The 23,263-nt window shown below is 46.6% G+C and carries 17 protein-coding genes; 5 read left to right on the top strand and 12 right to left on the bottom strand.

The genetic code is table 11. From position 1 onward, the window contains the following. Positions 1-101 precede the first annotated feature (101 nt). The 3 genes from NIES2104_RS03560 to NIES2104_RS03570 form a co-directional block, all read right to left on the bottom strand. Positions 102-1,271: a glycosyl hydrolase family 18 protein gene (locus tag NIES2104_RS03560; protein ID WP_058995802.1), complete on the bottom strand. Its 1,170-nt coding sequence runs from the start codon at positions 1,269-1,271 to the stop codon at positions 102-104. A 120-nt stretch (positions 1,272-1,391) separates the two neighbouring features. Continuing rightward, a complete protein-coding gene (locus NIES2104_RS03565; protein ID WP_058995805.1) occupies positions 1,392-2,612 on the bottom strand; it encodes a condensation domain-containing protein in 1,221 nt (406 codons plus the stop codon). Positions 2,613-3,170: 558 nt separating this feature from the next. Next, positions 3,171-3,749, bottom strand: coding sequence for a hypothetical protein (locus tag NIES2104_RS03570; protein ID WP_058995807.1), 579 nt, complete (start codon positions 3,747-3,749; stop codon positions 3,171-3,173). 938 nt (positions 3,750-4,687) lie between these two features. On the opposite strand from NIES2104_RS03570, the gene NIES2104_RS03575 reads away from it, so the two are divergent. From NIES2104_RS03575 to NIES2104_RS03585, 3 genes are all read left to right on the top strand, one after another. After that, entirely contained in the window at positions 4,688-5,968 is a 1,281-nt protein-coding gene (locus tag NIES2104_RS03575; protein WP_058995809.1) for a condensation domain-containing protein, read from the top strand. 247 nt (positions 5,969-6,215) lie between these two features. Continuing rightward, positions 6,216-6,623 (top strand): CVNH domain-containing protein, encoded by a 408-nt coding sequence (locus NIES2104_RS03580; protein WP_058995811.1) that lies wholly within the window; start codon positions 6,216-6,218, stop codon positions 6,621-6,623. A 587-nt stretch (positions 6,624-7,210) separates the two neighbouring features. After that, positions 7,211-8,944 carry a vanadium-dependent haloperoxidase gene (locus tag NIES2104_RS03585; protein ID WP_058995814.1) on the top strand — a complete coding sequence of 578 codons (1,734 nt, stop codon included), beginning with the start codon at positions 7,211-7,213 and terminating at the stop codon, positions 8,942-8,944. 466 nt (positions 8,945-9,410) lie between these two features. On the opposite strand, the gene NIES2104_RS03590 is transcribed toward NIES2104_RS03585, so the two are convergent. From NIES2104_RS03590 to NIES2104_RS03610, 5 genes are all read right to left on the bottom strand, one after another. Then, positions 9,411-10,331: an SPFH domain-containing protein gene (locus NIES2104_RS03590; RefSeq protein ID WP_058995815.1), complete on the bottom strand. Its 921-nt coding sequence runs from the start codon at positions 10,329-10,331 to the stop codon at positions 9,411-9,413. A gap of 103 nt (positions 10,332-10,434) precedes the next feature. Continuing rightward, a complete protein-coding gene (locus NIES2104_RS03595; protein ID WP_058995817.1) occupies positions 10,435-11,391 on the bottom strand; it encodes an ABC transporter ATP-binding protein in 957 nt (318 codons plus the stop codon). Between the two features lie 11 nt (positions 11,392-11,402). Beyond that, on the bottom strand, positions 11,403-12,221 hold the full coding sequence (locus NIES2104_RS03600; protein ID WP_058995819.1) for an ABC transporter permease subunit: 819 nt from the start codon (positions 12,219-12,221) through the stop codon (positions 11,403-11,405). A 29-nt stretch (positions 12,222-12,250) separates the two neighbouring features. Then, positions 12,251-12,556 (bottom strand): hypothetical protein, encoded by a 306-nt coding sequence (locus tag NIES2104_RS03605; protein WP_058995821.1) that lies wholly within the window; start codon positions 12,554-12,556, stop codon positions 12,251-12,253. Positions 12,557-12,588: 32 nt separating this feature from the next. Further along, a complete protein-coding gene (locus NIES2104_RS03610; protein WP_058995823.1) occupies positions 12,589-12,909 on the bottom strand; it encodes a hypothetical protein in 321 nt (106 codons plus the stop codon). A 220-nt stretch (positions 12,910-13,129) separates the two neighbouring features. Here NIES2104_RS03610 and NIES2104_RS03615 point away from each other — a divergent pair, with 220 nt between their 5' ends. Together NIES2104_RS03615 and NIES2104_RS03620 are read left to right on the top strand one after the other, a co-directional pair. After that, on the top strand, positions 13,130-14,491 hold the full coding sequence (locus NIES2104_RS03615; protein WP_058995825.1) for a sensor histidine kinase: 1,362 nt from the start codon (positions 13,130-13,132) through the stop codon (positions 14,489-14,491). After that, a complete protein-coding gene (locus tag NIES2104_RS03620; protein WP_058995827.1) occupies positions 14,488-15,135 on the top strand; it encodes a response regulator transcription factor in 648 nt (215 codons plus the stop codon). The genes NIES2104_RS03615 and NIES2104_RS03620 overlap by 4 nt, the downstream gene beginning before the upstream one ends. Positions 15,136-15,173: 38 nt before the next feature. On the opposite strand, the gene NIES2104_RS03625 is transcribed toward NIES2104_RS03620, so the two are convergent. The 4 genes from NIES2104_RS03625 to NIES2104_RS33305 form a co-directional block, all read right to left on the bottom strand. Next, a complete protein-coding gene (locus NIES2104_RS03625) occupies positions 15,174-16,514 on the bottom strand; it encodes a cytochrome P450 (protein WP_058995829.1) in 1,341 nt (446 codons plus the stop codon). Positions 16,515-16,666: 152 nt separating this feature from the next. Then, the gene (locus NIES2104_RS33300) at positions 16,667-18,838 is read right to left on the bottom strand and encodes a response regulator (protein ID WP_058995831.1); all 2,172 of its coding nucleotides are present in this window, start codon (positions 18,836-18,838) and stop codon (positions 16,667-16,669) included. Between the two features lie 32 nt (positions 18,839-18,870). Further along, positions 18,871-21,087 (bottom strand): SulP family inorganic anion transporter, encoded by a 2,217-nt coding sequence (locus NIES2104_RS03635; RefSeq protein ID WP_058995833.1) that lies wholly within the window; start codon positions 21,085-21,087, stop codon positions 18,871-18,873. After that, positions 21,084-23,246, bottom strand: coding sequence for a response regulator (locus tag NIES2104_RS33305; protein WP_072218021.1), 2,163 nt, complete (start codon positions 23,244-23,246; stop codon positions 21,084-21,086). Before NIES2104_RS33305 ends, NIES2104_RS03635 begins: the two co-directional genes overlap by 4 nt. Between the last annotated feature and the right edge of the window lie 17 nt (positions 23,247-23,263).

The following is a 23,263-nucleotide window of genomic DNA, read 5'->3' on the forward strand; positions in this document are numbered from 1 at the left end:
GAATCAATGTTGTGAGCAACTGATTTCGGGCTATGACAGCTCGAACGGAACAGTCTTCAATTACTCAAGCTTCAGTCTTTACAGGTGTAACAAGGCGATCGTTAAAACTTGTCTAAATCAACTGCCCATGCCATTGCACCTCCCAACTCCTTTTCGATCAAATAGCTGACCTTATAACCGAGTGATTTCTCGTCGTCATAAGTCACCCAGAGTCCAGTCTTAGTACTGTAGGCGTAGGGAGTTAAAGTAGGATCGTCCCACCTCAGTACGTCGAGTTCGCCACTATCAATTTTCTCAAGGATCTCAAAGTAAGAGAGGATACCAGGCGTGAGTGTTCCAGGTCCTGCGGGTCCCGGTCCACTAAAGGGTTGTCCAAAGCCATCAGTAGGGTTTTCAACAACATAACTCCGTCCGTAGGTCGGCAACCCCAGCACAATCTTTTCTTTGGGAATATTCGCCTTCAGGTAAGATTCCACCGTATCTTTGATGTCAAAAGTACCATCGGGTACGGAATCTTCCAGGAGGGGAGCGTTGGCTCCTGTTCCCACTGTTTTGGGATCGTCAAAAGCCCCGTGATAGTCGTAGGACATGACGTTGAACCAATCTAAATATTCACCGCACTCTCGCATCCATTGAAAGAATGAATCGCCCGTTTTGCTGCCTTTGGGTACCGCAGAAGAAGCGATCGTGATCAGAAAACCTTGCCCAGCAGTTTGGCGGAACTCTCGCAGCAGTGCTAAGTAATTATCATAATCAGCATCTTGCCCCCCTCGTTTAGAGTCGCCGGGATATTCCCAGTCGAGATCAATCCCGTCAAAGCCGTGCTTCTTAGCATAGTCGATCGCAGATTTAATAAACTGCGTTCTACCACCCGGATCGGCTGCCATTTTGCTGAATAATTGGCAGGTAAAGGGACCGTAGGGATATTTTGTCCCGGCTGACTCAGGCGTATCATCGCAAGTGTTAAAACTCCAGCCACCAATTGAGAGTAGCGTTTTGAGATTGGGGTTTTTCTGCTTCAAAGCCTGCAACGCTGGAAACAACTCTTTTTCGTCATTCCATTCTACGGGTTGAACGGTATAGTCTCCGGTATAGCGTTGTTCTCCGGTTCGCTCTGGTGCTGGATCGACGCTCCAACTGACAAAGCCGAGCATTCCAAAGGCAAAGTTAATGTGTGTAAATAGCGAGGGGTCAATTTGCTCAGGTAAGAATTTCCCTTCTTTGCGGTACTGTGCCCAGTTGCTAAAGTAAGTAATAAATTTGTAAGCCATTTTGGTTCCTCTCTTTTCTAGTGAAACTATGATGGTTGGTAAAGATTAAGTGGGTGCGTTTGGAATGTGATGATGCAGAAAGTTTGCAGGAGACTCGATCGCGGGCTGAATCATTCGAGGCTACTCCACTGCCTGTTCTAAATGCTTCACGCCTTTAGATAACAAGGCAGTCGCCGTTTGATCGCTTCCATCCATTTGAGAGTTAGAGACCAGCGTGAGGGCGAGACGATTCCCCAAGGTTGCGACACCAAGGGTCAACCCTTCGTCCACACCGGGCATGGCAACCGGAGCATAGAGCGCTGCAATCCGAATATTGCCGTACTGTTGAGCGATATCAACGCGACCCAGATTGGTGACTGTTAGATGAGAAGGATATTGCGATTGCATATCTGCCATAAAAGCAGCGGCATCGGTAAGATGTGATATCATCGGCTGTCGAAGTTGGCGTTCCTCGGTCAGTTGCTGGGCAATGTCGATTTGAGAAAGTTGAGACTTGACCGATCGCGCAATCTCCCAAAACTCAGAACCTGCTTGAAGGGAATGAGAGGTCACACAAAAGCAGAAGTAAAGCCCAACGCCATCGGACATTGGTAAAGATAGGTGCGATCGCACATTGACTGGATGGAGACATCGGATTGGATTCCCAACTTGCGGGGCAAGTGCAAGCAAAAAGGCAGCGCTGATCGCACCATGAACCGTTGTCTGCTCGGCTCGACTGCGTTGAATGAGTTGCTGAGTGAGGTTAGTCGAGAGGACAACGGGGCGAATGTGGGGGCGAGAACAATGAGCCTGGGGTGGAACATAATCGATCGGCTTCGGGATTTTGTCTGGATAGGGTTCGCTGCCCGGAAGTGCGGATTCGAGCGACGCTGCCGCAGATAGGTCTGATCGTTTAAATTGTTTGCCTGACATCCCTTGAATAATATCTTGAATCAGATAAACAGCCGAGAGTCCATCCGCGATCGCATGATGGCAAACCAAGATTAGGTCTGATTCAATCTCCGATTGCAGCAGCACAACCCGGATCAGAGGTGCAATTTGCCAATCTAGTGAGCGGGACAGTTCGTCTGCGACTTCTTGTTGCCACTGCTGGTCTTCTGCTTTCGCAACCTGTCGAATCGGAATTTCGGCATCAGTTTCAACAAATCTGGGATATCCCATTGCGTCGGTTTCGATGCGAACTCGAAGCAACGGGTGACGCTGCTGAACTTGCCTGAGCGCTACCCTAAGTTGATCGACGCTGAGTTGTTCTTCCAGTCTGGCAACGGTGGCAAAATCCAGCGGATGAAACTGGTTGTAGAGCCAATATAAATGTTCAAAGGCACCTAACTCTCTTTCCATGACTATGCTTCTTCCGCTTAATAGATCTGCCGCAACATATTAAGGCATAGATGCCTCTATCTAATCAGGCATAACAGACAGCCTATGAGACAACCTCGGAATTTGTTCGGGCGATCTTCGCCTCAATACAACAGGGGTTTTACGCTAGACTCTCTGCACGAATCAGCTTCAGCAAGAATTCCAACCATTTCTCTGCATTCATCGCTGCCATGTTGTTGAAATAGAAGGTGAGCAATGGTGCAATTTCTGCTGTAATCCAAATGGTGATAGCTGCGCGATCAGGCAGATCGCTAAAAGACCGAGAAACGCCAATTCATCAGCCTGCTGAATCTCTAAGCAACCGGAATCAGTTCTTCAATTCGAGTTGAATTAGAGGCATTGCTCCTGCAATGCCTGATGCTGGACGCAGCGTGTTAATGAAATCATCGTTCGCCCGATCGCTCAGAATACTTAAGCGTAACTAAGGTTGATGAAGGGAATGCTCAATTGCTAAAACACCCTTCATCAGACCTGAAGAAACACTACATTGCCAAAAGAGAGTCAATAGAAGAACCCGCATCATTTGAGATCTCTGGAGAAACCTGTCACAATACTAGAGCGGGACATCTTAACGTCTGCGGCTCCGGACCGGACATCGAGCCGAATGGTGATTGAATTCAGCAGTTCATTGAGCTTATACTGCACCCCATAAGGAGTCGGAATAGGTTGCGTGAGTAGAGCAGTGACGAGATTTTTGTTGAGAATTTCCCAGAAGTCCTTTTCATTAGGATATTTGACAATGAAGTTCTTGATAAAGTTACTAATCGGCACAAAGTCAGGATACTTGCTCGGATCGGGAACGCCAATCCCATCTACGTAGTCATAGCTGACCTTAATATCGGCAATGGCTTTTCCTTGATGTTCGATTGGGTAGTTCTCGATCGTAAATGCCCATCCTTCTCGCAGCTTAGTTTGAGTTTTTGTTTGAGGGTTCGATTTAGAGAGTTGTGCAGGCAATTGTGCAGGCAATTGTGCTGATGCCATAAAAATGGTCATGACTGTCAGCAAGAGAAAAGCTACCGCAACTCCTTTTAACCCGTTCAAATTTCGACCAGAATTAGACAGGCTTTGGAACCACTCCATTCGTTTATTTTTCATAGAATTGAGTCCTTAGGTGACGATCGCATAATCATCAATCTTGAATGACCAACCTTCTTGCAGATCAATCAAATTTGCGGATTGAGCATTTGTTGTAAACAGTGGTGCGAATAATGACTTCATTTATCTCCTCAATAAATTTCGCTCTACCTAGTTCAGTGGGTTCGTTTAGCAATCAGTTATGCACTACATAAACAATGGGTTAACAGCATCTATCCGGCTAATTGGCTCTGTGCCGATGATCAGATCTAAAAAATCCGCCTCCAGCAATGATCTACTCTCGATAGACGTATTCAAAAATTAAATTAGGCAGAAAAAGATGGTAGAACGGAATTTTTACCGCTCACCATCGAATGAACATCTGATGCGGCATCTCAAAATCTTCCGGGCTGCCAAAGAGGTTGTGCGATTGAGAAAAGATAATTATTTAGAGGTGAACAAGCGCCATTTGTGGGCTAGTTCGACTGCGATTAGGTGCGATTGAACTGCCCGTTTAAGCAGTAGAAAAACTGGAGGTGATGCTGATGTAAGCCCTCAATCTTGATAGTTCATTGCTGATAGAAACTGCCGCAGACCCGCAAGATTGCGCTCGGTAACTATCCTGGTGAGGATCGCTCTCAAAGCCAGAATCAGTAACGCTTGTAGATTTCTGGAAAGGTCTTGTTGATATTTCTGTTGACATTGTAGATTTTCTTCATGCTAGAGAGTGTATCTGTTACTGCTCTAGTGGGTGTTGCGGTAGCTCAATTATGCAATGCCCGCGTTTAGCGCTCTGCGCAACTCCGTGCGTAACCGCAAGTTCAAACCATTCTCCTGAATCAGTTCCGAATCTTTGAAAAGATAGAAATTTACGCAATGCCTGCATAAATCCTACATGGAAGCACCCATCTATTGAACAGTTAGAAAATCATCTAGCCTCGCCTTATCAGGAGTCTTTCATGGAACGATATTTAGGTGCGTTTGAACATTGGTTTTGGCTCTGGGATCAGACCCATCCCTTGCAGTTTGCGATCGTCGCGAAACTGCAAGGGCAGTTTAGTCCGAACCAACTCGCGATCGCACTTCAGCAGGTTCAGCACCGCCATCCAATGCTTCGAGTTTGTATCGCCACCGATGAGATCGGACGACCGAAGTTTGTCGAAACTGAGGGCGAAATTCCAGTGCGGTGGGTGGCAAGAACCGATGACCAGCACTGGCAACGAGAACTCGAACAGGAGATGACGTACTCTTTCGATTGGCAAGTTGCGTCCCTGTTGCGGATCGTGGTTTTGCAAGCGGGAGACGTATCTGAACTGATGCTTGTTTGTTATCACTCGATCTCAGATTCATTGTCTAACATTTACCTACTGCGAGATATTGTGCAAGCGCTAGAAGGCAAAACTTTTGAGCCGCTAGACCTGTCTACATCGCTATCATTAGAGGAAGCATTTCCTCAGCTTGCACCTGCTCCAGAAGTGATGGGTGAAGGTTCCCATTATTCAACCACGATTTCCCGTCGTTCCCAACCCCATATTCGCAGTGCGATGCTCTCTGCCGAACTAACGCAGCAACTGCTTGAGCGCAGCCGAGCTGAGCAGACGACGGTTCACGGTGCGATTAGTGCAGCGTTTTTGCTTGCCTTGACGCAACAACCCTTTCGATTAAGTGATCCAGTAAACTGTGTGCATCCGGTGAATGTGCGATCGCATCTCTCCTTACCCATGCCTGATGCGGTTGGGCTTTATGTCAATAGTTGTATGACGACTCATTCCCTTGAGCCAAATTCTGTATTTTGGGATGTGGCTCGATCGGTCAAATCCCAAATTTTGCAAACCGATGTTGCTCAACAATTGGTCGAGGATTCCAAAACTCGGCAAGCAACATTGGCAAACTTACCAGACCCCGTTGCGTTGGCTGAAATTCTCAAGCAAGCTGCGTTTCAACTAGTAGTGACAAATCTTGGTCTGATTAAGATCCCACAGCAGTACGACAAGATTCGGATTGAAGCCCTTTATGCCCCCGCTGTTTTGTCTGGCGATCCTCCAGAACGAATCGTTGGGGTTTCGACTTTGGGCGATCGCATTTCCCTAACGATTGTATTTGCACCTCCTGCTGATGTCGATCGTGATGAGAGCGATCGTGCTGCCACTAACTTTCTATCAGAAGGCGTAAGGCGTTTAGAGGATGCAGTATTGGCTCAATCTGACATCAAGAACGCTCAGTTATCCTTGAATGAATAGATTGCTAAATTCATAATCCTTGCAGTTCCCTCGATCGCGTAGAACTTGAACGATCAAATGGATTCGGAAAGAATAAAGACCTCGAAAATCTGGCTTCGGGAGATGTCTTTGCAGTAGTCTAGCATTGCTCAAACAATCTTTTATTCCTGAATAATTTTTGCATAAGTTGCTGTTCTAGCTACCCACTAATAGTATAGATGGAACCAACAGTTCCTTCGTTCATGCTCACATACAAAGGTATTCCACCATGTTGAGAAACTTAAAGACCCCTCTGAAAAGTATTGCTGTTTTGTCTTTTGTGCTCTTGGCTGCTCCTTTTATCAAACCTGATACTGCACTAGCAGGTGGTTTTAAAAGCTCATGCCGAAGTGCAATGCTACAGGAGGGCGGTGCTTGGTTGACAGCAGTTTGTGCACAGACAGATGGTGCGGTGACTCGATCTCGATTGAGAATTTCAGATCACATTGCCAACCGCAATGGTGTTTTAGCATGGGGCGGTGGTGGTTTCACCAGTTCTTGTCGCGCGATTAGTTTCGTCAATGGCGAGAAGTTGCTTGCTCAATGTGGAAACGGTAGAGGAGGCTGGCGATCCACTGCTATTATTCTTAATGACAAAATTAGTAATCAAGATGGTGTTTTGGCGGTTGATCGTTAAACTTCTAACTTGATTTAGGTTAGGCACCAACCGTAACACCAATCGGCACGGTGCTTAACTTCCAATGCCACATACAACACAGAGTCTTGCCAATTAGCGGGAATTCGGCGAATCAGCCTAAGAGGGTGTTTGAAAAGTATAAAAAGTCTCTTCGCTCTCGTTTGACTCCCGCCCTGAAATGAATTTCGGGCTAACCGTGGAAAGTCTACTGAAGTAGACTGGGAGCTAGTTTCAAGTTCTTAGTCCATTTCAATGGACTTGCGCCGATTAGCCCGAAATTCATTTCAGGGCGGGTTACGGCAACAACGATTACTTTTCAAACATCCTCTAAAGTCGAACATGTTTTTGGTAGCGGGATCATGACGACGGACGGTAAATTACTGCGCTCAACCAGCCTGAACGCGGTCAACCTTCAGTTAAGCTTGAAGTAACTGACTTAACAATCTGTTTCATCGTGCCCAAATTACAGCTTAAGTTGAGTCAATGCTCAAAGTTGGGAGCTGATCCAGAATGAAACTTACTGCTTTCCGCAGAACATCTGCACAAGATGAATTTTTCGAGATTTTCCAAAGAGAGTTGAGGCATTAATGAAAATGGATAGCGGCAAATCTGTATTTCGCCAAGTGAAACGACGAGAATTTTTGAGGGGAGTGAGTTTATTCACTGCCTCTACTGCTGTAACGGGATCGCTTAGCAAAATTCAAGCAGGAGCAGCCATCGCTCAAGTTCCTGCGTCCCAGGCAAGCAAGGGTTTAGCATCCAAAGCTTACCAAGTTCGAGTCATGTGTGCTAAAGCCATTCGCAGCGAGATGCCTGAGCATCCGACGAATGGTGACGAAGCGAAATATGCCAATAAGATCGCGAGTGATACAAGAGGATTGCCACACAATCAACGCGGCGAAGTTGATCTAAACGCTTATCGTACTTACATCAATGCGCTGAAGTCCGGCAACCCTGATGACTTTGAAGCGATCGTACTGGGCGGCAAACAAAAGCTATCGCAGCCATTAGGTCCGTTAGCAGTCAGCTTAACCGGATTAAACGTGAGTCAGATTCCAGTTCCAGCGCCTGCCACACTCGATAGTGCAGAACAAGCTGTTGAATATATTGAACTTGCTTGGCAAGCCTTGTTGAAGGATGTTCCGTTTAGCGAGTATCAAAATGATACGAATCATCCGCTGATTCTTGCTGCCGTTAAAGAGCTAAACCAGCTTTCAGCCTATCGAGGTCCGAAGGAAAAAGATCGGATTACTCCTCAAACGCTACTTCGAGGTAGCGCGAACTATCTTTCTGCAAAAGGGACTAGCACAACTAGCCCACCTGGAGTTAATGTTGGTCCTTATATTTCTCAGTTCTTGCTATTAAGTGTTCCACTGGGAACACAATACATTGTGCAACAGAATCGAATTCCTGCTGCAACGGGTGAAAATAGCTTTCTCGTTGATTATGATGAATGGCTATCGATTCAAAACGGTGGCTCAACTGACCGCAAAATCAAGTTCGATTCTGCTCGTCGCTATCTCTTGAATCAGCGCGACTTAGCCCAAGTGGTCAATACGACTCCTCCAGTTTACATCAATGCCGCCTGGATTCTTCTCACAAAGCCTGACCCATCTGATCCGTTCAGTGGCGGCATCGGTGCGCCCTACAATCCGAGTAATCCTTATAACCAGTCAAAAACTCAATCAGGCGGCGCTGCAACCTTTGGAGCGGCATATAGTCGAGCTTTAGTTGCCGCGATCGCACCTTACACGGTTCGAGCAGCTTACTGGCAGAAGTACTACGTGCATCGTCGCCTCCGACCCGAAGCTTATGCAGGACTAATTCATCAAAATCGCGTCAATCAGACGAACTACCCACTGCATAAAGATGTCTTTAGTTCAGAAGCAGTCGATCGTTTATTCAGCGCCAACAAGACCTGTCTGTTGCCCCAAGCTTATCCAAGCGGCTCACCATTCTATTCTTCTTACACTGGAGGCGTGGCTGCGATCGCAGGGGCGAGCGTGACAATTCTCAAAGCATTGTTTGATGAGAATTTTGTTATTCCTAATCCTGTTATGCTTGATCCGAATGATCCCACAAAGCTAATTCCGTACAAGGGCGAACCGCTGACGGTCGGTGGGGAACTGAACAAATTAGCAACCAACCTTGGACAAGGGCGATCGGCGGCTGGAATTCACTGGCGGAGCGATACGGCGGCATCTCTAGTCCAAGGAGAAGCGATCGCGATTAGCATTCTAAGAGATGAAAAGCGAACCTTTCGGGAGAAATTTGAGGGCTTTACCTTCACGAAGTTTGACGGCACAAAAGTCAAAATTTAATTGGAACTAGCTACAGCCTCAAGAATCACGATCGCATTTGCACTACCAAAAAACTCGGCGTTGCTGAATGAGAGTATGAATCAGGTTGGCACAGGCACACCCCGAAATTTGAGGATGATGGACTTTGGTCACTCGTTCAATTGTCCGAAAGCCCAAGCCATGCTGACTTGAATTCATACTCCTATTACGCAATGCCCTTCAACGCAGCTTAGAGATGAACTACTCCGCGCTACTTCATTGAGCGCGGAGTTTCTGTCGCTTCACCTGAGCTAGTAGTTCACCAGTTAAATCTGATGGGAAGGTGGGGAGTGGGGAGGTGGGGAGCAATCTGAATGAGGATTCTCCCCACTCCCTACTCCCTACCCCGCAAAATCAATGCGTTTGACTACTAGTTGCCTCATGCTTCCGCAATTGGTAGAGCTAGACTCTTTTGAATCGAGTCGCAGTAGAAAGCGCTTCTTCTGACTCAGGCGTACGGTATTCCGGTGTTCAGCACAGGCTGAATATTTTGATCCGAGGTTAAAACAACCAGCAAATTGTTCACCATCATGGCTTTGCGCTCTTCGTCTAGATTCACAATTTGCTCCTCACTCAATCGTTTTAAAGCTTCGTCAACCATTCCAACTGCACCTTCAACAATCTGGCGACGCGCATCAATAATTGCCTGTGCTTGTTGCCGTCGCAGCATAACTTGAGCCACTTCTGGCGCATAAGCAAGATGCGACAAACGCGCCTCCAATACTTCAACGCCTGCGATCGTGAGTCGTGCCTGTAATTCCTCGCGTAGTGCCTGCATAATTTCGTCAGGAGCGCCGCGTAGAGAAGGGGTTGCAGTCTCAGCATCGTAAGGATAACGCAGGGCAAGCGATCGGATTGCAGCTTCGCTTTGGGTTGCTACAAACTGCTCATAGTTGTCCACCGCAAAGCGAGATTGGGCAGAATCTTGAACCTGCCACACAACTACGGCAGAAATCTCGATCGGGCTACCCTGCGCTTCGTTGACTTTCAAAATTTTGCTATCAAAGTTGCGAATGCGAAGCGATACTTTTCGCATCCCAACAAATGGATTTGTCCACCAAAATCCAGCTTCTCGGACACTGCCAACATAGCTTCCGAAGAAGGTCAAAACCACTGCTTCGTTCGGCTCAAGTGTAAAGAATCCCGAAATTGAGGGAATCACGAGAATCAATAAACCAACGACAATCCAAGAAATGACTTCTGGAACGCTGAGAGAACTGTTCAGGTTATTCAGTCTAGCAGTTAGAGCCTGCAACGGCTCAAGCAATCCTTCAATGCGCCAGATTGCAACTCCCGCGATCACTCCTCCGATTGCCAATGTCAGAAAGCCATTGACCTTAAACGCCGAGAATTCTTGAATCGATTTCATGAGAAGTGTCCTAATTAATCCTAGAGTGATACTACTTTGAGAACAAAAATCACAGAGCGACTAACCTATCCAGAGACTGAATGATGATTCGTGAATCAATCTGTCAAGCGAATTGAGGACTGTTACGGTGTGCGTCAACTAACTGTAAAAACACCGTTTCAAGATCCAGCTTAATTAATTCGTTGGTAATCAGTGTCAAATCGCGATCGGATGCCAAGTGAGTAATGGCGCGTTGAATCTGTGGAACTGCGTTTTCTTCTGCCTGCACGGTATAGACCGCTCGATTTTCGGTTTGTTCAATCAATGAGCAATCAATGACATGGGGAATTCGTCGCAGTGCTGCCGCTACTTGAGAATTTGTCTCTGAAAACGTCACGCGCAGACTGCCGCGATTAAAGCTGTTTAAAAGTTGCTCAGTGGGTGCAGTCGCGATGAGTTGTCCTTGATTGAGGATTGCAACAAAATCACTTAAGCGCTGAACATCTTCGAGAATGTGCGTGGAGTAGAAAACGGTTGTTTCCCCGCGCAAATCGCGCATCAGTTCTAGCACTTCTGCACGTCCGATCGCGTCCATCGCTGATACAGGCTCATCCAGGATCAAGACTGCGGGTTGACCGATCAACGCCTGAGCAATTCCCAATCGTTGCCGCATTCCGCCTGAATAGGTTCGACAAGCCCGATCCCTCGCGTGAGCAATTCCAACTCGTTCGAGTAAATGATCAATGCGATGTTTTGAGGCTTTTTCTGGATGAAAACTCGCTGCATACTCTAGCACTTCTCGACCCGTCATCCAGCCATAGAATCTTGGCTGTTGAGCAATGTAACCGAGGTGACGACGATGTAATCCTGCTGATGTCACTGGAACCCCGTTGATGCTGGCACTGCCGCTTGTCGCTCGACTCAGACCCGCTAGAATTTGGATCGTGGTTGTTTTTCCAGCACCATTGGGCCCGAGAAATCCAAAGATTGAACCGTGCGGCACTTCCAAGCTGAGATCTTTAAGGACAGTTAGCTTACCGTATTGCTTCGTGAGGTTCCGAATTGAAATTGCGTTAGACATGGTTTTGAAATTTATGAAGAGAACTCTTTGCGATCGAATACCCAACCCGCTGTAATCGTCATTACAGTCATGTAAGCTAGGTAAATTAGGAATTTGGTCAGGTTAAACGAGCCTTCGGGTGTGATAAATCCTTCAATTGCGTTGGTTGGATAGTAAGGCGCGATCGCGGTAAAAAGTGGCTGATTTCCAGCGATTTCAAAACTTAAGATACCGATTCCAACCGCAATCAGAAATACAGCACACGCGCCGATCGCGGCTTGATCTTTTAACAGCAATCCAAACAGCAAACAAAACAACACCCAAAACCCAATTGGCAATAGTGCAAGCACATTTATTAACAAAACAATAGACATAGAAAATGGAGCGAATCCAAGCCCGATCGCAGCGACAAACAATGCTATTGAATTTGCTAAAACAACTGCAATCAACCAAATCGCAACGGTGTTCACTAACCACTTCGCCAACAGCAATGCAGGACGAGAAAGCGGCTTTGTCAAGTTCCATGCCAATGTTCCAGCGTCTTGCTCTTTCGGAATCAGTCCGATCGAGAGCAGAATCGTTACAGCATAAACCCAAAGCTGAGTTGTAGAGAAAGCAGTTCCTGCAAAAACAAGATGCTCCCCACTCGCCACCTCTGAAGTGATGTTTAATGATCCTTGACCGAACATTTTAACAAGCAGAACAGCGCCAATGCTGAACATCAAAGGAGCGAGAATGAGAACAGCGATCGCGCTCTTTTTGCGTTTCCATTCCTGAAGTTCTTTGCGAAAGAACGGCACAAAGCCAAGTAATAGAACTGTGCGATTAAGTTCAAGAGATCTAAACTTCATAAGAATACCTTGAGAATCTGAGAGAATTTTTATTTTGTAGATTGAACGATGCCATTAACAATTCGACGACAGACATCACCCTCTCTAGTATTGAAATCGAGATAATCCTGTGCGTCTTGAGCACTCACTTTGATTGTTTGAACTTGCGTTGAACCGAATTTTTCAGCCTGATTAAGAGGTAAAACTTTGGCGGTTACGGCAGTATCTACCACTTCACAAATGCCTTTCAGGGCACCCGCCGTTTTGCCACTCGAACTGCCTGGAACATAGCCTAACCTACCCCCAATGAACAATCCAACCAGCCCGGAAAGAAAAACTACTACGATCGTTTTCATAAGAGGTGTCCTACCTGTTAAAAGAGAATCAACTAAGCTCGATTAATGCCTTTACGAAGCTGTTTACAAGCTTCTCCAGCATTCGGTGTGTCAAATTCAAGCCATGCTTTGATCTGATCTGCATTCTGATCCTTCGCAGCTTCTTTGACCATGACAGTCCCAATTTTCTCGGCTTGTGCAGGAGTGATTAGTTTTTGATTTGCCGCAGCATCGATCGCTGCACAGGCTTCTATTGCAGAACTCTGATGAACACTCACAAAAAAACCGCCCAGGTATCCACCTGCAAAGCCGATTCCAGTTCCCAATACTGCGAAAAATGTTCCAGATATCAACGCAAGAATAATTCGACCCATTCTTCACTTCTCCAAATTGAGTGATTTTACAAATCGCGGCTAACGCTGCGCTTGAAGACTCTTCAAATCTACGAGTTAGTAAGGGGTAATCACATGAGGCGCAAGTCCTGACTTTGATCTAGGTCTAGAGTCCTAACGTTTAGCAAGAAAGGACTAAAGTCCCAAGCGTAGGCTTTGAGCAATGTGATACAAAAGATCAATTCTACATTTTGCATAATCAATGCTTAAACAACCCTCAGCAACTTGGCTGCACTTGCAACCTCATCCTTTTCGCTTATTGCTTTATTTAGAGTGGATTTTGTTAGGGCTGTCCGCATTTAAAGCCGTTGGGTTTCCGCTCTGGAAACATCCCGTGCTGGGGGGTGAAACAAACTATTTCGTGATGGCAAGTCTCATACTCGCCTTCGGATTGATGGGATTAAGACTGCCAATCACGCGAGTGGGAAAGTGGATTTATACCTCAATCGCGCTGAGTTTACTTGCAATGCTTGGACTCAATCAAGGATGGGATAATGTTCTTTCACCACTGCTACTCGTGATGTTGATTCGCAGTTGTCTCATATTTCAGCGACGCGGAAGATGGATGATGGCAAGCCTGTTGTGGCTGGTCTACCCCTTAGCGATCACGCCTATTTTGCTGGGGGTTTGGCTGATCTCGTTTCCTGGTCTGCTGCGATTGTTCCTTCAAGATGAGCCGATTCCTGGAGTTACTTATCTGCCCAACGGCGGCGCTCGGTTGAACTATGAATTCAGTAAGGAACAAGTTCAAAATTTCCTCTCGCTTGTTCAGGATTCGTGTCTACACTATATAACCGACAGTTTTCTTTCGTTTGGGCTAATTGTGGTGTTTGTCTCACTGTCAGTGACTTCGCTTATGAATGAACGAGCGGGACGACGCAAATTGGCTGAAGCACATGAACAACTTTATCAATATTCCGTTCAAATTGAAGACCAAGCGACCTTGCAGGAGCGAACCCGTATTGCACGTGAAATTCATGATTCACTTGGACATCTCTTAACCACACAGAATGTTTTGCTACAAAACGCTGCACTCTCGCTTCAGTCTGATCCAACCGAAGCAAAAAGCTTTCTGGATCAAAGTCGCCAAATCTGCTCAAGTGCCTTAACCGAACTGCGCCAATCGATCGCGCTTCTCCGCTCTGATCCGCTTCAGGGGCAATCCCTACTTGAGGCAATTATCGCGCTTACTCAAGACTTCGATCGATCAACGGGTATTCAGCCGGAGGTTACTTCTTCTGTACAAATACTGTTACCCGATCGTATTCAGGTCGCAGTTTACCGCATTGTTGAAGAAGCCTTGACGAACATTCAAAAGTACAGCGAGGCAACTCAAGTCAAGATTCACCTTCAGCATGCGCCAACTGCAAAAAGCTTTGATCTTTCTGTTCAAATTGAGGATAATGGTAAAGGGTTCCAAATTGAGCAGAACGCAACTGGATTCGGTTTACGCGGAATGCAGGAACGCGCCGAAAGCTTGGGCGGAATTCTTCAAATCGTGACACAACCGGGAGCAGGCTGCAAAGTGTGTGCAGTGTTCCCATTACCTGAAGGATTGTTATGATTCGCCTTCTCCTCGTTGAAGACCAAACCATTTTGCGTCAAGGACTCAAACGCTTGCTAGAGTCACAGGCAGATTTGCAAGTCGTGGGTGAAGCAGAGAATGGACACTCTGCGGTGGATCAAGCCCAACAACTGCAACCCGATTTAATTTTGATGGATGTGCGAATGCCAATCATGGACGGTGTTACTGCAACGAAAATCATTTGCAGTGCTAATCCTAATGCCAAGATTGTGATCTTCACTACCTTTGACGATGATGCTTATGTTGCACAAGCCATCCAATACGGCGCGATCGGCTATTTGCTCAAAGATGCTCCTGCTGAAGATTTAGCCAATGCTCTACGGGCTGCCTACAAGGGCTATACCCAGCTTGCACCGGGACTGATGAAAAAAGTGATGTCTTATGAGCCACCGACACGAACCTCGCTGCCTCAGAGCGAGGCGTTAGCATCCTTAACAGAGCGGGAACGTAAAGTTCTGAGCCTAATTGCGACAGGCGCGAGCAATCGAGAAATTGCAGAAATTCTCTGCATTGCTGAGAAGACTGTGAAGAACCATGTCACGCGCATTTTAAGTCAGTTGAATTTGCGCGATCGGACTCAAGCCGCTGTGTTTGCACACTCAGCTTCAATGCCCAAGTTGTAGAACTGAATTGTATCTGAGTTGATGGCGATCGATTATCACTAGGAGACTAAGCGCATCTTGACCCCACGAGACGGTGTAAGGGTCACTCCTCGACGGCGTGGCAATTCTGGCTGAGCATCTACTAACTCAAATTCAGCCTGAGACACCAACGTAGCTAAAACCAGCTTTAATTCCAACATCGCTAATGCGTCCCCCACACAACGCCGCGCACCACTCCCGAATGCTAGAAATTCGTAAGGGGAAAATTGTCGATCGAGAAACCGCTCTGGCTTAAATGCTTTCGGATTGGGGTATAACTCTGGACGCTGATGCAGCAGATAAATGCACCCCATTACGATCGTGCCCATGTCTAATGGATAGCCGAGCAGTTCGATGGGTTCTTGAACAACTCTAGGAAACGTCAGCATCGCAACCGGAGTGATTCTCAAGGTTTCAGAGCAGACTGCGCTGAGATAAGGCAGGCGGGCGATTTCGAGCGGATTTGGAGCATCGCCGAGGCTTTGCAGTTCGTACTGGAGCTTTTCTCGCACTCCCGGAGTTTTATAAATCCAATAAAGTCCCCAAGTGAGCGCAGAGGCGGTGGTTTCGTGACCTGCAAGTAGTAGGGTCATTAGCTCATCGCGTAAGGCACGATCGCTCATCGTTTGTCCCGTTTCGTCTTGGGCAAGCAGGAGCATCGAGAGAATATCGGTGCGATCAAGATTGGGATGAGCGCGGCGCACGGCGATTTCAGTAAACAACAAGGTATCAATCTGCTGCCGAATCTGAAGGAATCGCCCCCAAGGACTCCAAGTGCCCAGATCTTTTTGGAGGCTACGAATAAAGAGAAAGCTGGTTGTCAAAGGAGACCGAAAGAGATCCATCAATGCGGTCAGGAGTTGTTTGAGTTGGGAGTACTGATCGCCGTGGGACAATCCAAAAACGACTTGGATAATGATTTCTAAAGTGAGTTGCTGCATCAGCGATCGGGCGATAAAAGGCTGCTGGGGCAGGAGTTGGCTCAATTGCATTTGCGTTAAGGTGCAAATTTGCTGTGCATAAGTCTGGAGCCTGCTGCCGTGAAAGGGGGGAACAAGAAGTTGTCGCTGCTGCCGATGATTTTGTCCTTCTAGAAGGAACAAAGACTGATCTCCGACCAAAGGTTGCAGGAGGGTATTGTCTCTGCCACTCGCAAAGAACTTCGTATGGTCTTGGGTGAGTATAGCTTGAATGGCTTCGGGGTGCTGAACAAAAACAAAGGTGTCTCCGAATCCAACAATGTCCGCTGTGAATAAATCAGGATACTGCTGTACGGCAGATTCCATGTAGCGAACGGGGTCGAGTATCCATTGCAGTTTTTGGAACAGCGGCGGCGTTTTGAGAACGTTGGGTAGGGGCATCTGAGCAAATCTCCCGCGTTTAAATAAGGTGTAAAACTAATGAGCAATCCTTTCGTCATGTGAAGCAGGAAACATCTCTACCTAAGCAGGAGCAAGTGCTGCGTCAGCGACACAAAACGATTGACATACCCATAGTCTTTGTTCAAATCGTATTAGGGCTTCAAACACGCCTCAATTTTACTAAGCAACCGGGACAGATCGATCGGTTTCGTATCATAGTCATCACATCCAGAAGCGATTGCTTTTTCTCGATCGCCTGTCATCGCATGAGCTGTTAAGGCAATGATAGGAATGCGACCTGTGAGCGGATTCGCTTTGATCTGCTGTGTTGCCTCCCACCCATCGATCACGGGTAAACTGATGTCCATCAGAATGATATGCGGCAATTCTGATGCCGCCTTCGACACCCCATCTGCTCCATCGCTAGCAATCATCACCTCATACCCATAGCGCTGTAAACGGCGAGAGAGCATATCACTATTCAATTCGTTATCTTCCACTAACAAGACTTTAAGCGGCAAAGTTGATCGATCGAACGTTTGAAGCTCTTGCGCTTCGGCATTCGGTTGTAACTGCTGAAAGTAGTCAGTCTGAATAATCTCTTCTGCCTGCTGTGCGTACTTGCTATGTTCTTGATCGTACTGTTCTATCAATTTCTGTTTGAGGTCTGCCTCAACAAGCTTGCGCTGCGTAATCTCTTCTACAATTCCTTCATAGTAAAGTAACTGTTTGCTCGAATCTCGCACAGACCAAGTATGCTCCGAAACCCAGATTAACGCTCCGTCGTGTCGCCGTGCTTGGTATTCAAACCCTGTAACGCGATCGTGTTTCTCTAACAACGCTCTAAACTCAGCATATCGATTGAAGTCAACATAAATTTGAGACGAAATGTTTGTGACCGCTTCTATCAAAGTCGTCGCATCAGGATATCCAAGCAGTTTCACTAGGGCTGGATTCACATATTGAAAGAATCCTTCATTCGCTTGATAGATGCCAACTGGAGCATTTTCAAATAAGCTATCAAATTTTCCATTCTGATCCTGTAGCTGCTTGCGCTCTAAGCAAGCAGTGACTTTATTTTGCAACAGCACTGACTGAAATGGATGAGTCACGTAGTCCACTGCTCCCATTGCGACACCTTCGATTACCTGCTCCATCTCATCTAGCATTGCTGTAAGGAGTACTGGAATGTGTTGCCACTTCTCACGTCGCTGAAGCAGTTCTAACAAGTTCAACTCACTAACGTCTAGGAAGATGAGATCGTAGGGCATCGTCCCTAAAGCCTGTAACGCTTGATCATTCGTGGTCGCGATCGCAACCTGGCAACCATAGCACTGTAGCTGCCGAACCAGTAATCTACAGTTCGATTCATTGCTATCCACTACAAGCACTCGACGAGTCTCAACCTCTGGGAAGCGATTTTTAGGTAGAATATTTTGTCGTTGCGATACCTCTACGGATGAGCGATCGCTGATTTGTCCTGCTGCACTGATATCGAGTGTACGGATTGATTGAAGGTGCTGTATGACTAGGCTGTCTAAATTATTCACCTTGATGAGCAAACCCTGAGCGGCAGTCTGGATTTGCTCTAGATCTGGAATAACATCATCGGTAGCCTCCTCTAATAGCATCTCACAGTACCCAATAATTGTACTCAGAGGAGTTAGAAGCTCCCGACGTAATGATGGAGCACAGAGGTCAATTTCTTGCTGTTGAATCTCTGCTAATACTGGGTTTAGAATTGCCTGCACGAGTTGCAGCAATTGCATTCCCGAAACGTGAATTTTCTGTAAGTCACTCCGCAAAGCTGAGTTTAGCGGCTCATGTAGAATGCCCAAGAGCAGATCGCTGTAGCCGAGGATGCTATAAATCATCGGTTCCAAGTCGCGACGCAACTGGATTAGTAATATTCGCTGAGTTGCTTGATTTGAGGAGGGCATTTTGGGTAAATCCAAGGCAACTGGCTCTAGCAGCGCCGCGATTTTCTCTAACAATCGAGGAAAATCAACGGGTTTCGTATCATACTCATCACAGCCTGCGGCAAGCGCTTTTTCACGCTCACCCGCAATCGCATCCGCCGTTAGAGCAATGACCGGAATGCGTTGAGTTTGAGGATTCGCTTTGATTTGTCGCGTTGCTTCCCACCCATCTAAAACAGGTAAGTGCATATCCATCAACACTAAGTCAGGTCGCTCTGATTTCGTTTTAGTAACCCCTTCTGCTCCGTTGACCGCAACAATGACTTCATATCCCTTCCGTTCTAGGCGGCGGGATAGCATATCTCGATTAATTTCATTATCTTCAATTAAAAGGATTCTAGACATGGTTCATTTTGGTAGAAAGGTTAAGCCGTTTACTAAAATAGTTCTTCAATTTCAGCGTAAGTGTAAAGCAATCGATCAGCGAGGAGGCGAATGATGAAGTCTTGAAAGGCAGCAGTGACGTGAGGCTGATCTTGACGCATTATCTGTAAATTTGTTTTGGATAAAGTGTAGAGCGTACTAGACTGGTCAGCGATCGCGCTCGTTTTGTGAGGAGTGTCGAGAAAAAACGAATTTTCACCTAAAATCATGCCTGCTCCAAAGGTTCGCAACCTTCGAGTTTTTCCGTTACTTAAGGTCAGTACAACAGTCACCTGACCTGATTCAATGAAGTAAAGCGTGTCAGAGGATTCCCCTTGACGGAATAAGAGATGTTCGGCGGGTATTTGAGTTTTCTGCAAATAGTGCATGAAATGGGCAACGTGATCAGCATTAACAAAGAACTCGTTTAAATGAAGGGCAAGGGGTAGAGAACGCCGCCGCCGCATCGATCGAGCTTCTAGAATTTGATTTTCGCACCACTCAATGCCCCGATCCAAGTCTGCGAAAGTCTGAACCACGATATCTTGAGCAACAATACAATTGCCTCGCTGAAGTTGCTGCAAGATTTTGGTATTGAGGTGCGTTAATACTAATTGCGCTGAGTGCTTTTGTAGAAGTTGCCGCATCTTAATAAAGCTCAGCACTGCTGAAGAGTCTAGTCCGCTGACTAGCCGGAAATCCAAAACTAGAAACTGAATTAAAGGCAGTGCCGAATCCTGAAGTCGTTGGCTCACTTGTTCAAGCAGCATATTTGCGGTTCCAAAAAATACATAGCCTTGTAACCGCAAAATCTGAATGTGGTCTCCTTGATGTCGAAGTAAACCTTGCTCTGGTGACGATCGACAAACCCGACTGGGGTAAGTTGTACCGGAGAACTGATGTCGAATTACATGATGCTGACTATATCTAAAAATAAATAATGCACAAGCAATCATTACCCCGATCGCAACCCCACTAATGAAGCCCCAGATCGCAATGCTGACTAAAATGATCAAAATCAGCGCATAGTCTAAGTACGGGAACTTGAACCAGGCGTGAACCACCCATTCGAGCAAGAGTTTGATGCCGATCATCAGTAGAACTCCGCCCAGAATAGGTCGGGGAATATAGGTGAGCATATTGAAACCAAAGACTAACACTGTTCCACAGAATGCTGCTGATATCAGTCCAGATATTCGACTGTTCGCGCCAGCACTTCGATGAAGGAGTGTTCGGTTGAAAGACAGATAGCCCACCATTCCGCCACAGGGCGCGACTGCTAAGTTAGCAATTCCATTGGTGCAGAGTTCACCGTTTAGCGTGCTATCCTGCTCACTCGATAGTTCAACGCCAGTTGTATTGAGTAAAATTGTTGTAACCACCACCACAATCAGCGCGACCAATGTTCCGCTTTGATCGATTAGAACTTGCCAATCGATTCGAGTCAGACTGTCAACACTCCAGGAATGCAAAATTTGACCGCTAGAAAATGGTTCGAGAAACCATCCCTGTGGAGACAGCGAAACAAAGACGTTAAGCAAATGCCAAAAGACATTGAAGAACACGATCGCACCCAGCAACGTTGCAGGTAACACCAAGGCGTGATCAGAAAATTTCGTGATGCCGATGAGCAATCCTGCAAAGAGTACCCCTGGCAACCAACGAATTGAGTTCGGAATCTCGATAAGACGGGGCAGTTCACTCCACTCTAGGGGCAAGCCAACCATCACTTTAAAGGAACTACGAGTAATGAGCCAGCCTGTTCCAGCGAGAAAGCCGCTCATCACCGGATAGGGAATAAATCGCGCCCAGCGTCCTAGACTGAGACGACCCGCAGCGTAGAGAAACAAACCTGCGAGTAGACTACTTAATGAGATCGCCATCCAGATTGTCGGAAACAGGCGATCAAGTTGACCAGATAGCTGAATTTCTTTTGCGATCGCGCTTACCATCAACGCTAAAATCGCTGCACTGTTAGAGTCCGGTCCAGCAATGGCGAAGGGAAAAGAGCTACGCAATGCGACGATCGCGCCAACAATCACCGAGCTAATCAAAGCGCTTCCTAATCCTTGCGGAAAGTAAGCAGACAAACTTCCTGAGAAAATTAGTGCAGCAAAAGAGACATCATACGTGAGAGAAACTAATCCCACTGCGAGTCCAGCTAACACATTAGGAAGCAGTTTAGAAGGGGGAAGCTCCTGCTGCTCCATCTCTGAGGTTAATGGAGTCATGGAGTTTTCCTCTGCTCAATAATGTGCTGACCAATGAGATCGATCGCTTGTGTCAAGGGATGATCAGGATAGCGCACCGAGAAGATTTCGCTGCTCGATAGACACATCATCTCTTCCGAGAAGGGCAGAATTTCGGCAACTGAGACTCCATACGTTGCTTCTAATTGTTGTCGGTAGGGTTCAACCTCAAACGTCAGGAGTACTTTATTCACGACCAGCAACATTTCTGCGACGGATAGCATTTTCGCCAGTTCCAAGATCACAGAAGTCCCTTGATAATCCTGGTAATCTGGGCGCAGCGTGACAATCAGCAAACTGCAAGCAGAAAGAGCCTGTAACGTTTCTTCATTCAGTCCGGGATGCGTGTCAATCAACAGAAAATCGAGTTGCAGATCGCGACTCACTTCAGAAAATCCATCCAGTAACCTCTCTTGGTGGTATCCCTCTCGTAGAATCCGCGTAATATCGTTCGTGTTGGAACTTGCTGGAACTAGATAAATGCTGCCTTCTGGAGTTCGATTCGAGGATTGATTCTGCAAAATGTGACTTAGATCGTAAGCGGCTTCATACAACCTACAATTTCCCCAAAGATAATCATTGAGTGTGCGATCGATTGTGTCATGATCTAAACCAAATAACACATGAATTCCAGGCGATTGCAGGTCGGTATCAATGATTCCAACTCGATGCCCTTGCTTCGCAATACTAATCGCTAAATTACTCGTTAAATTTGACTTGCCCGTGCCTCCTCGATAAGAGTGAACAGCAATAGTTTGAGTAGAGTTCTCAGCATCAGGAACAATCTCCGGTTGCTGTGGTCGTTTAACAGTAAAGTACTCTCGTTCGGTTGTATTCAGGCTTTCAATCGGGGAGCGGGACAGAGGAGGATATGAAGATGATTGATAGAGATCCTCCATGTCAACGCTTCCTTGCGTGCGTTTCTGGAGTTGACGAAAATGATCGGTTGTCGCGATCTCAGCAACGATGCGCCTTTTTTGAGTCTCATCCACAGAAACCTGCAATAGATGTAGCTGTTGTTCTAGTGCACACTCACGAGAATGAACTTCTTGAGCCATACGCTGAAAGACGCGAGCGAGTTGTCCTAATTCATCCTCCTGATGAATCAAATCATTCAGACTATCAGAATTAAAGGTTTTTGTTTCAACGGCTGCGGCTGCGCTCGTCAAGCGTGCTACTTGCTGTCGGTAAAGAATTTCTTGGTCGCGTAGTTGCTTGCGCTCTAGATAGGCTCTAATCCTAGTTCTGAGTAAAATTGGATCAAAGGGTTTATGCAAGTAATCTTCTGCACCGAGTTCAATGCACCTGACTGCACCCTCAATCTCATCTAAGGCAGAAATCATGATCACAGGAATATGTCTCCAGGTCTCATGCTGCTTGAGGTGCTGAAGCAATTCAAGCCCACTTAATCCTGGCATAACTACATCTAACAAAATCAGATCATAGGGAATGGCTTTGAGCAGGCGTAGAGCTTGTTTTGCATTCGTCGCCGTTGTGACTTTGTAAGCATGTCGCCTCAATTGTCGAGCGAGTAAGTCACAATTTGTCATGTTATCATCAATCACTAAAATCAGTCCGTTCTGGGGCTGATGCTCAGAAGAGTCTTGAGTCAGCGATCGCAATGTTGTAGCCGCACTCTGCGCGAGGGTGCTAGCCGTTGAGCTTTCAAGGAAAAGGTTAGGGGCACTATTCGCTTGAGCATTGAGCGTCTGTAACTGCTGAGCAGCCAGATTGATAATATCATTCACCAATCCTAATAATTGTTGAGCAGAAGTATTGAGCTTATCCAGGTCGGGGATGAGTTCAGGCGGGGCTTCCTCTAGCAGCATCTCACAATAGCCTATGACTGTGCTTAATGGTGTGAGCAGTTCCATCCGCAGCGTAGCGCCAAACTCAGTCAGATCACCTTCGATTTGGCTCATTTCGAGTTGTGTGGGATCGAGCGTGACCGTGACCAGCTTTAACAAGTGTTCACTACAACCATAAATCTTTTGCAAATCTTCAAACCAGGTCGTTTCCTGCTGAGTTTGCAACGTTTCTAGCAGCAGTTGGCTGTAGCCCATCATGCCATTAATTGGAGTACAGAGTTCGTGTCGTAAATAAGCAAGGAGCGCATGATGCACAGGTCGGTTCTGCTCCATTCTGGAAGGTTCCTTCG

Source organism: Leptolyngbya sp. NIES-2104 (assembly GCF_001485215.1).
GTDB lineage: Bacteria > Cyanobacteriota > Cyanobacteriia > Leptolyngbyales > Leptolyngbyaceae > Leptolyngbya.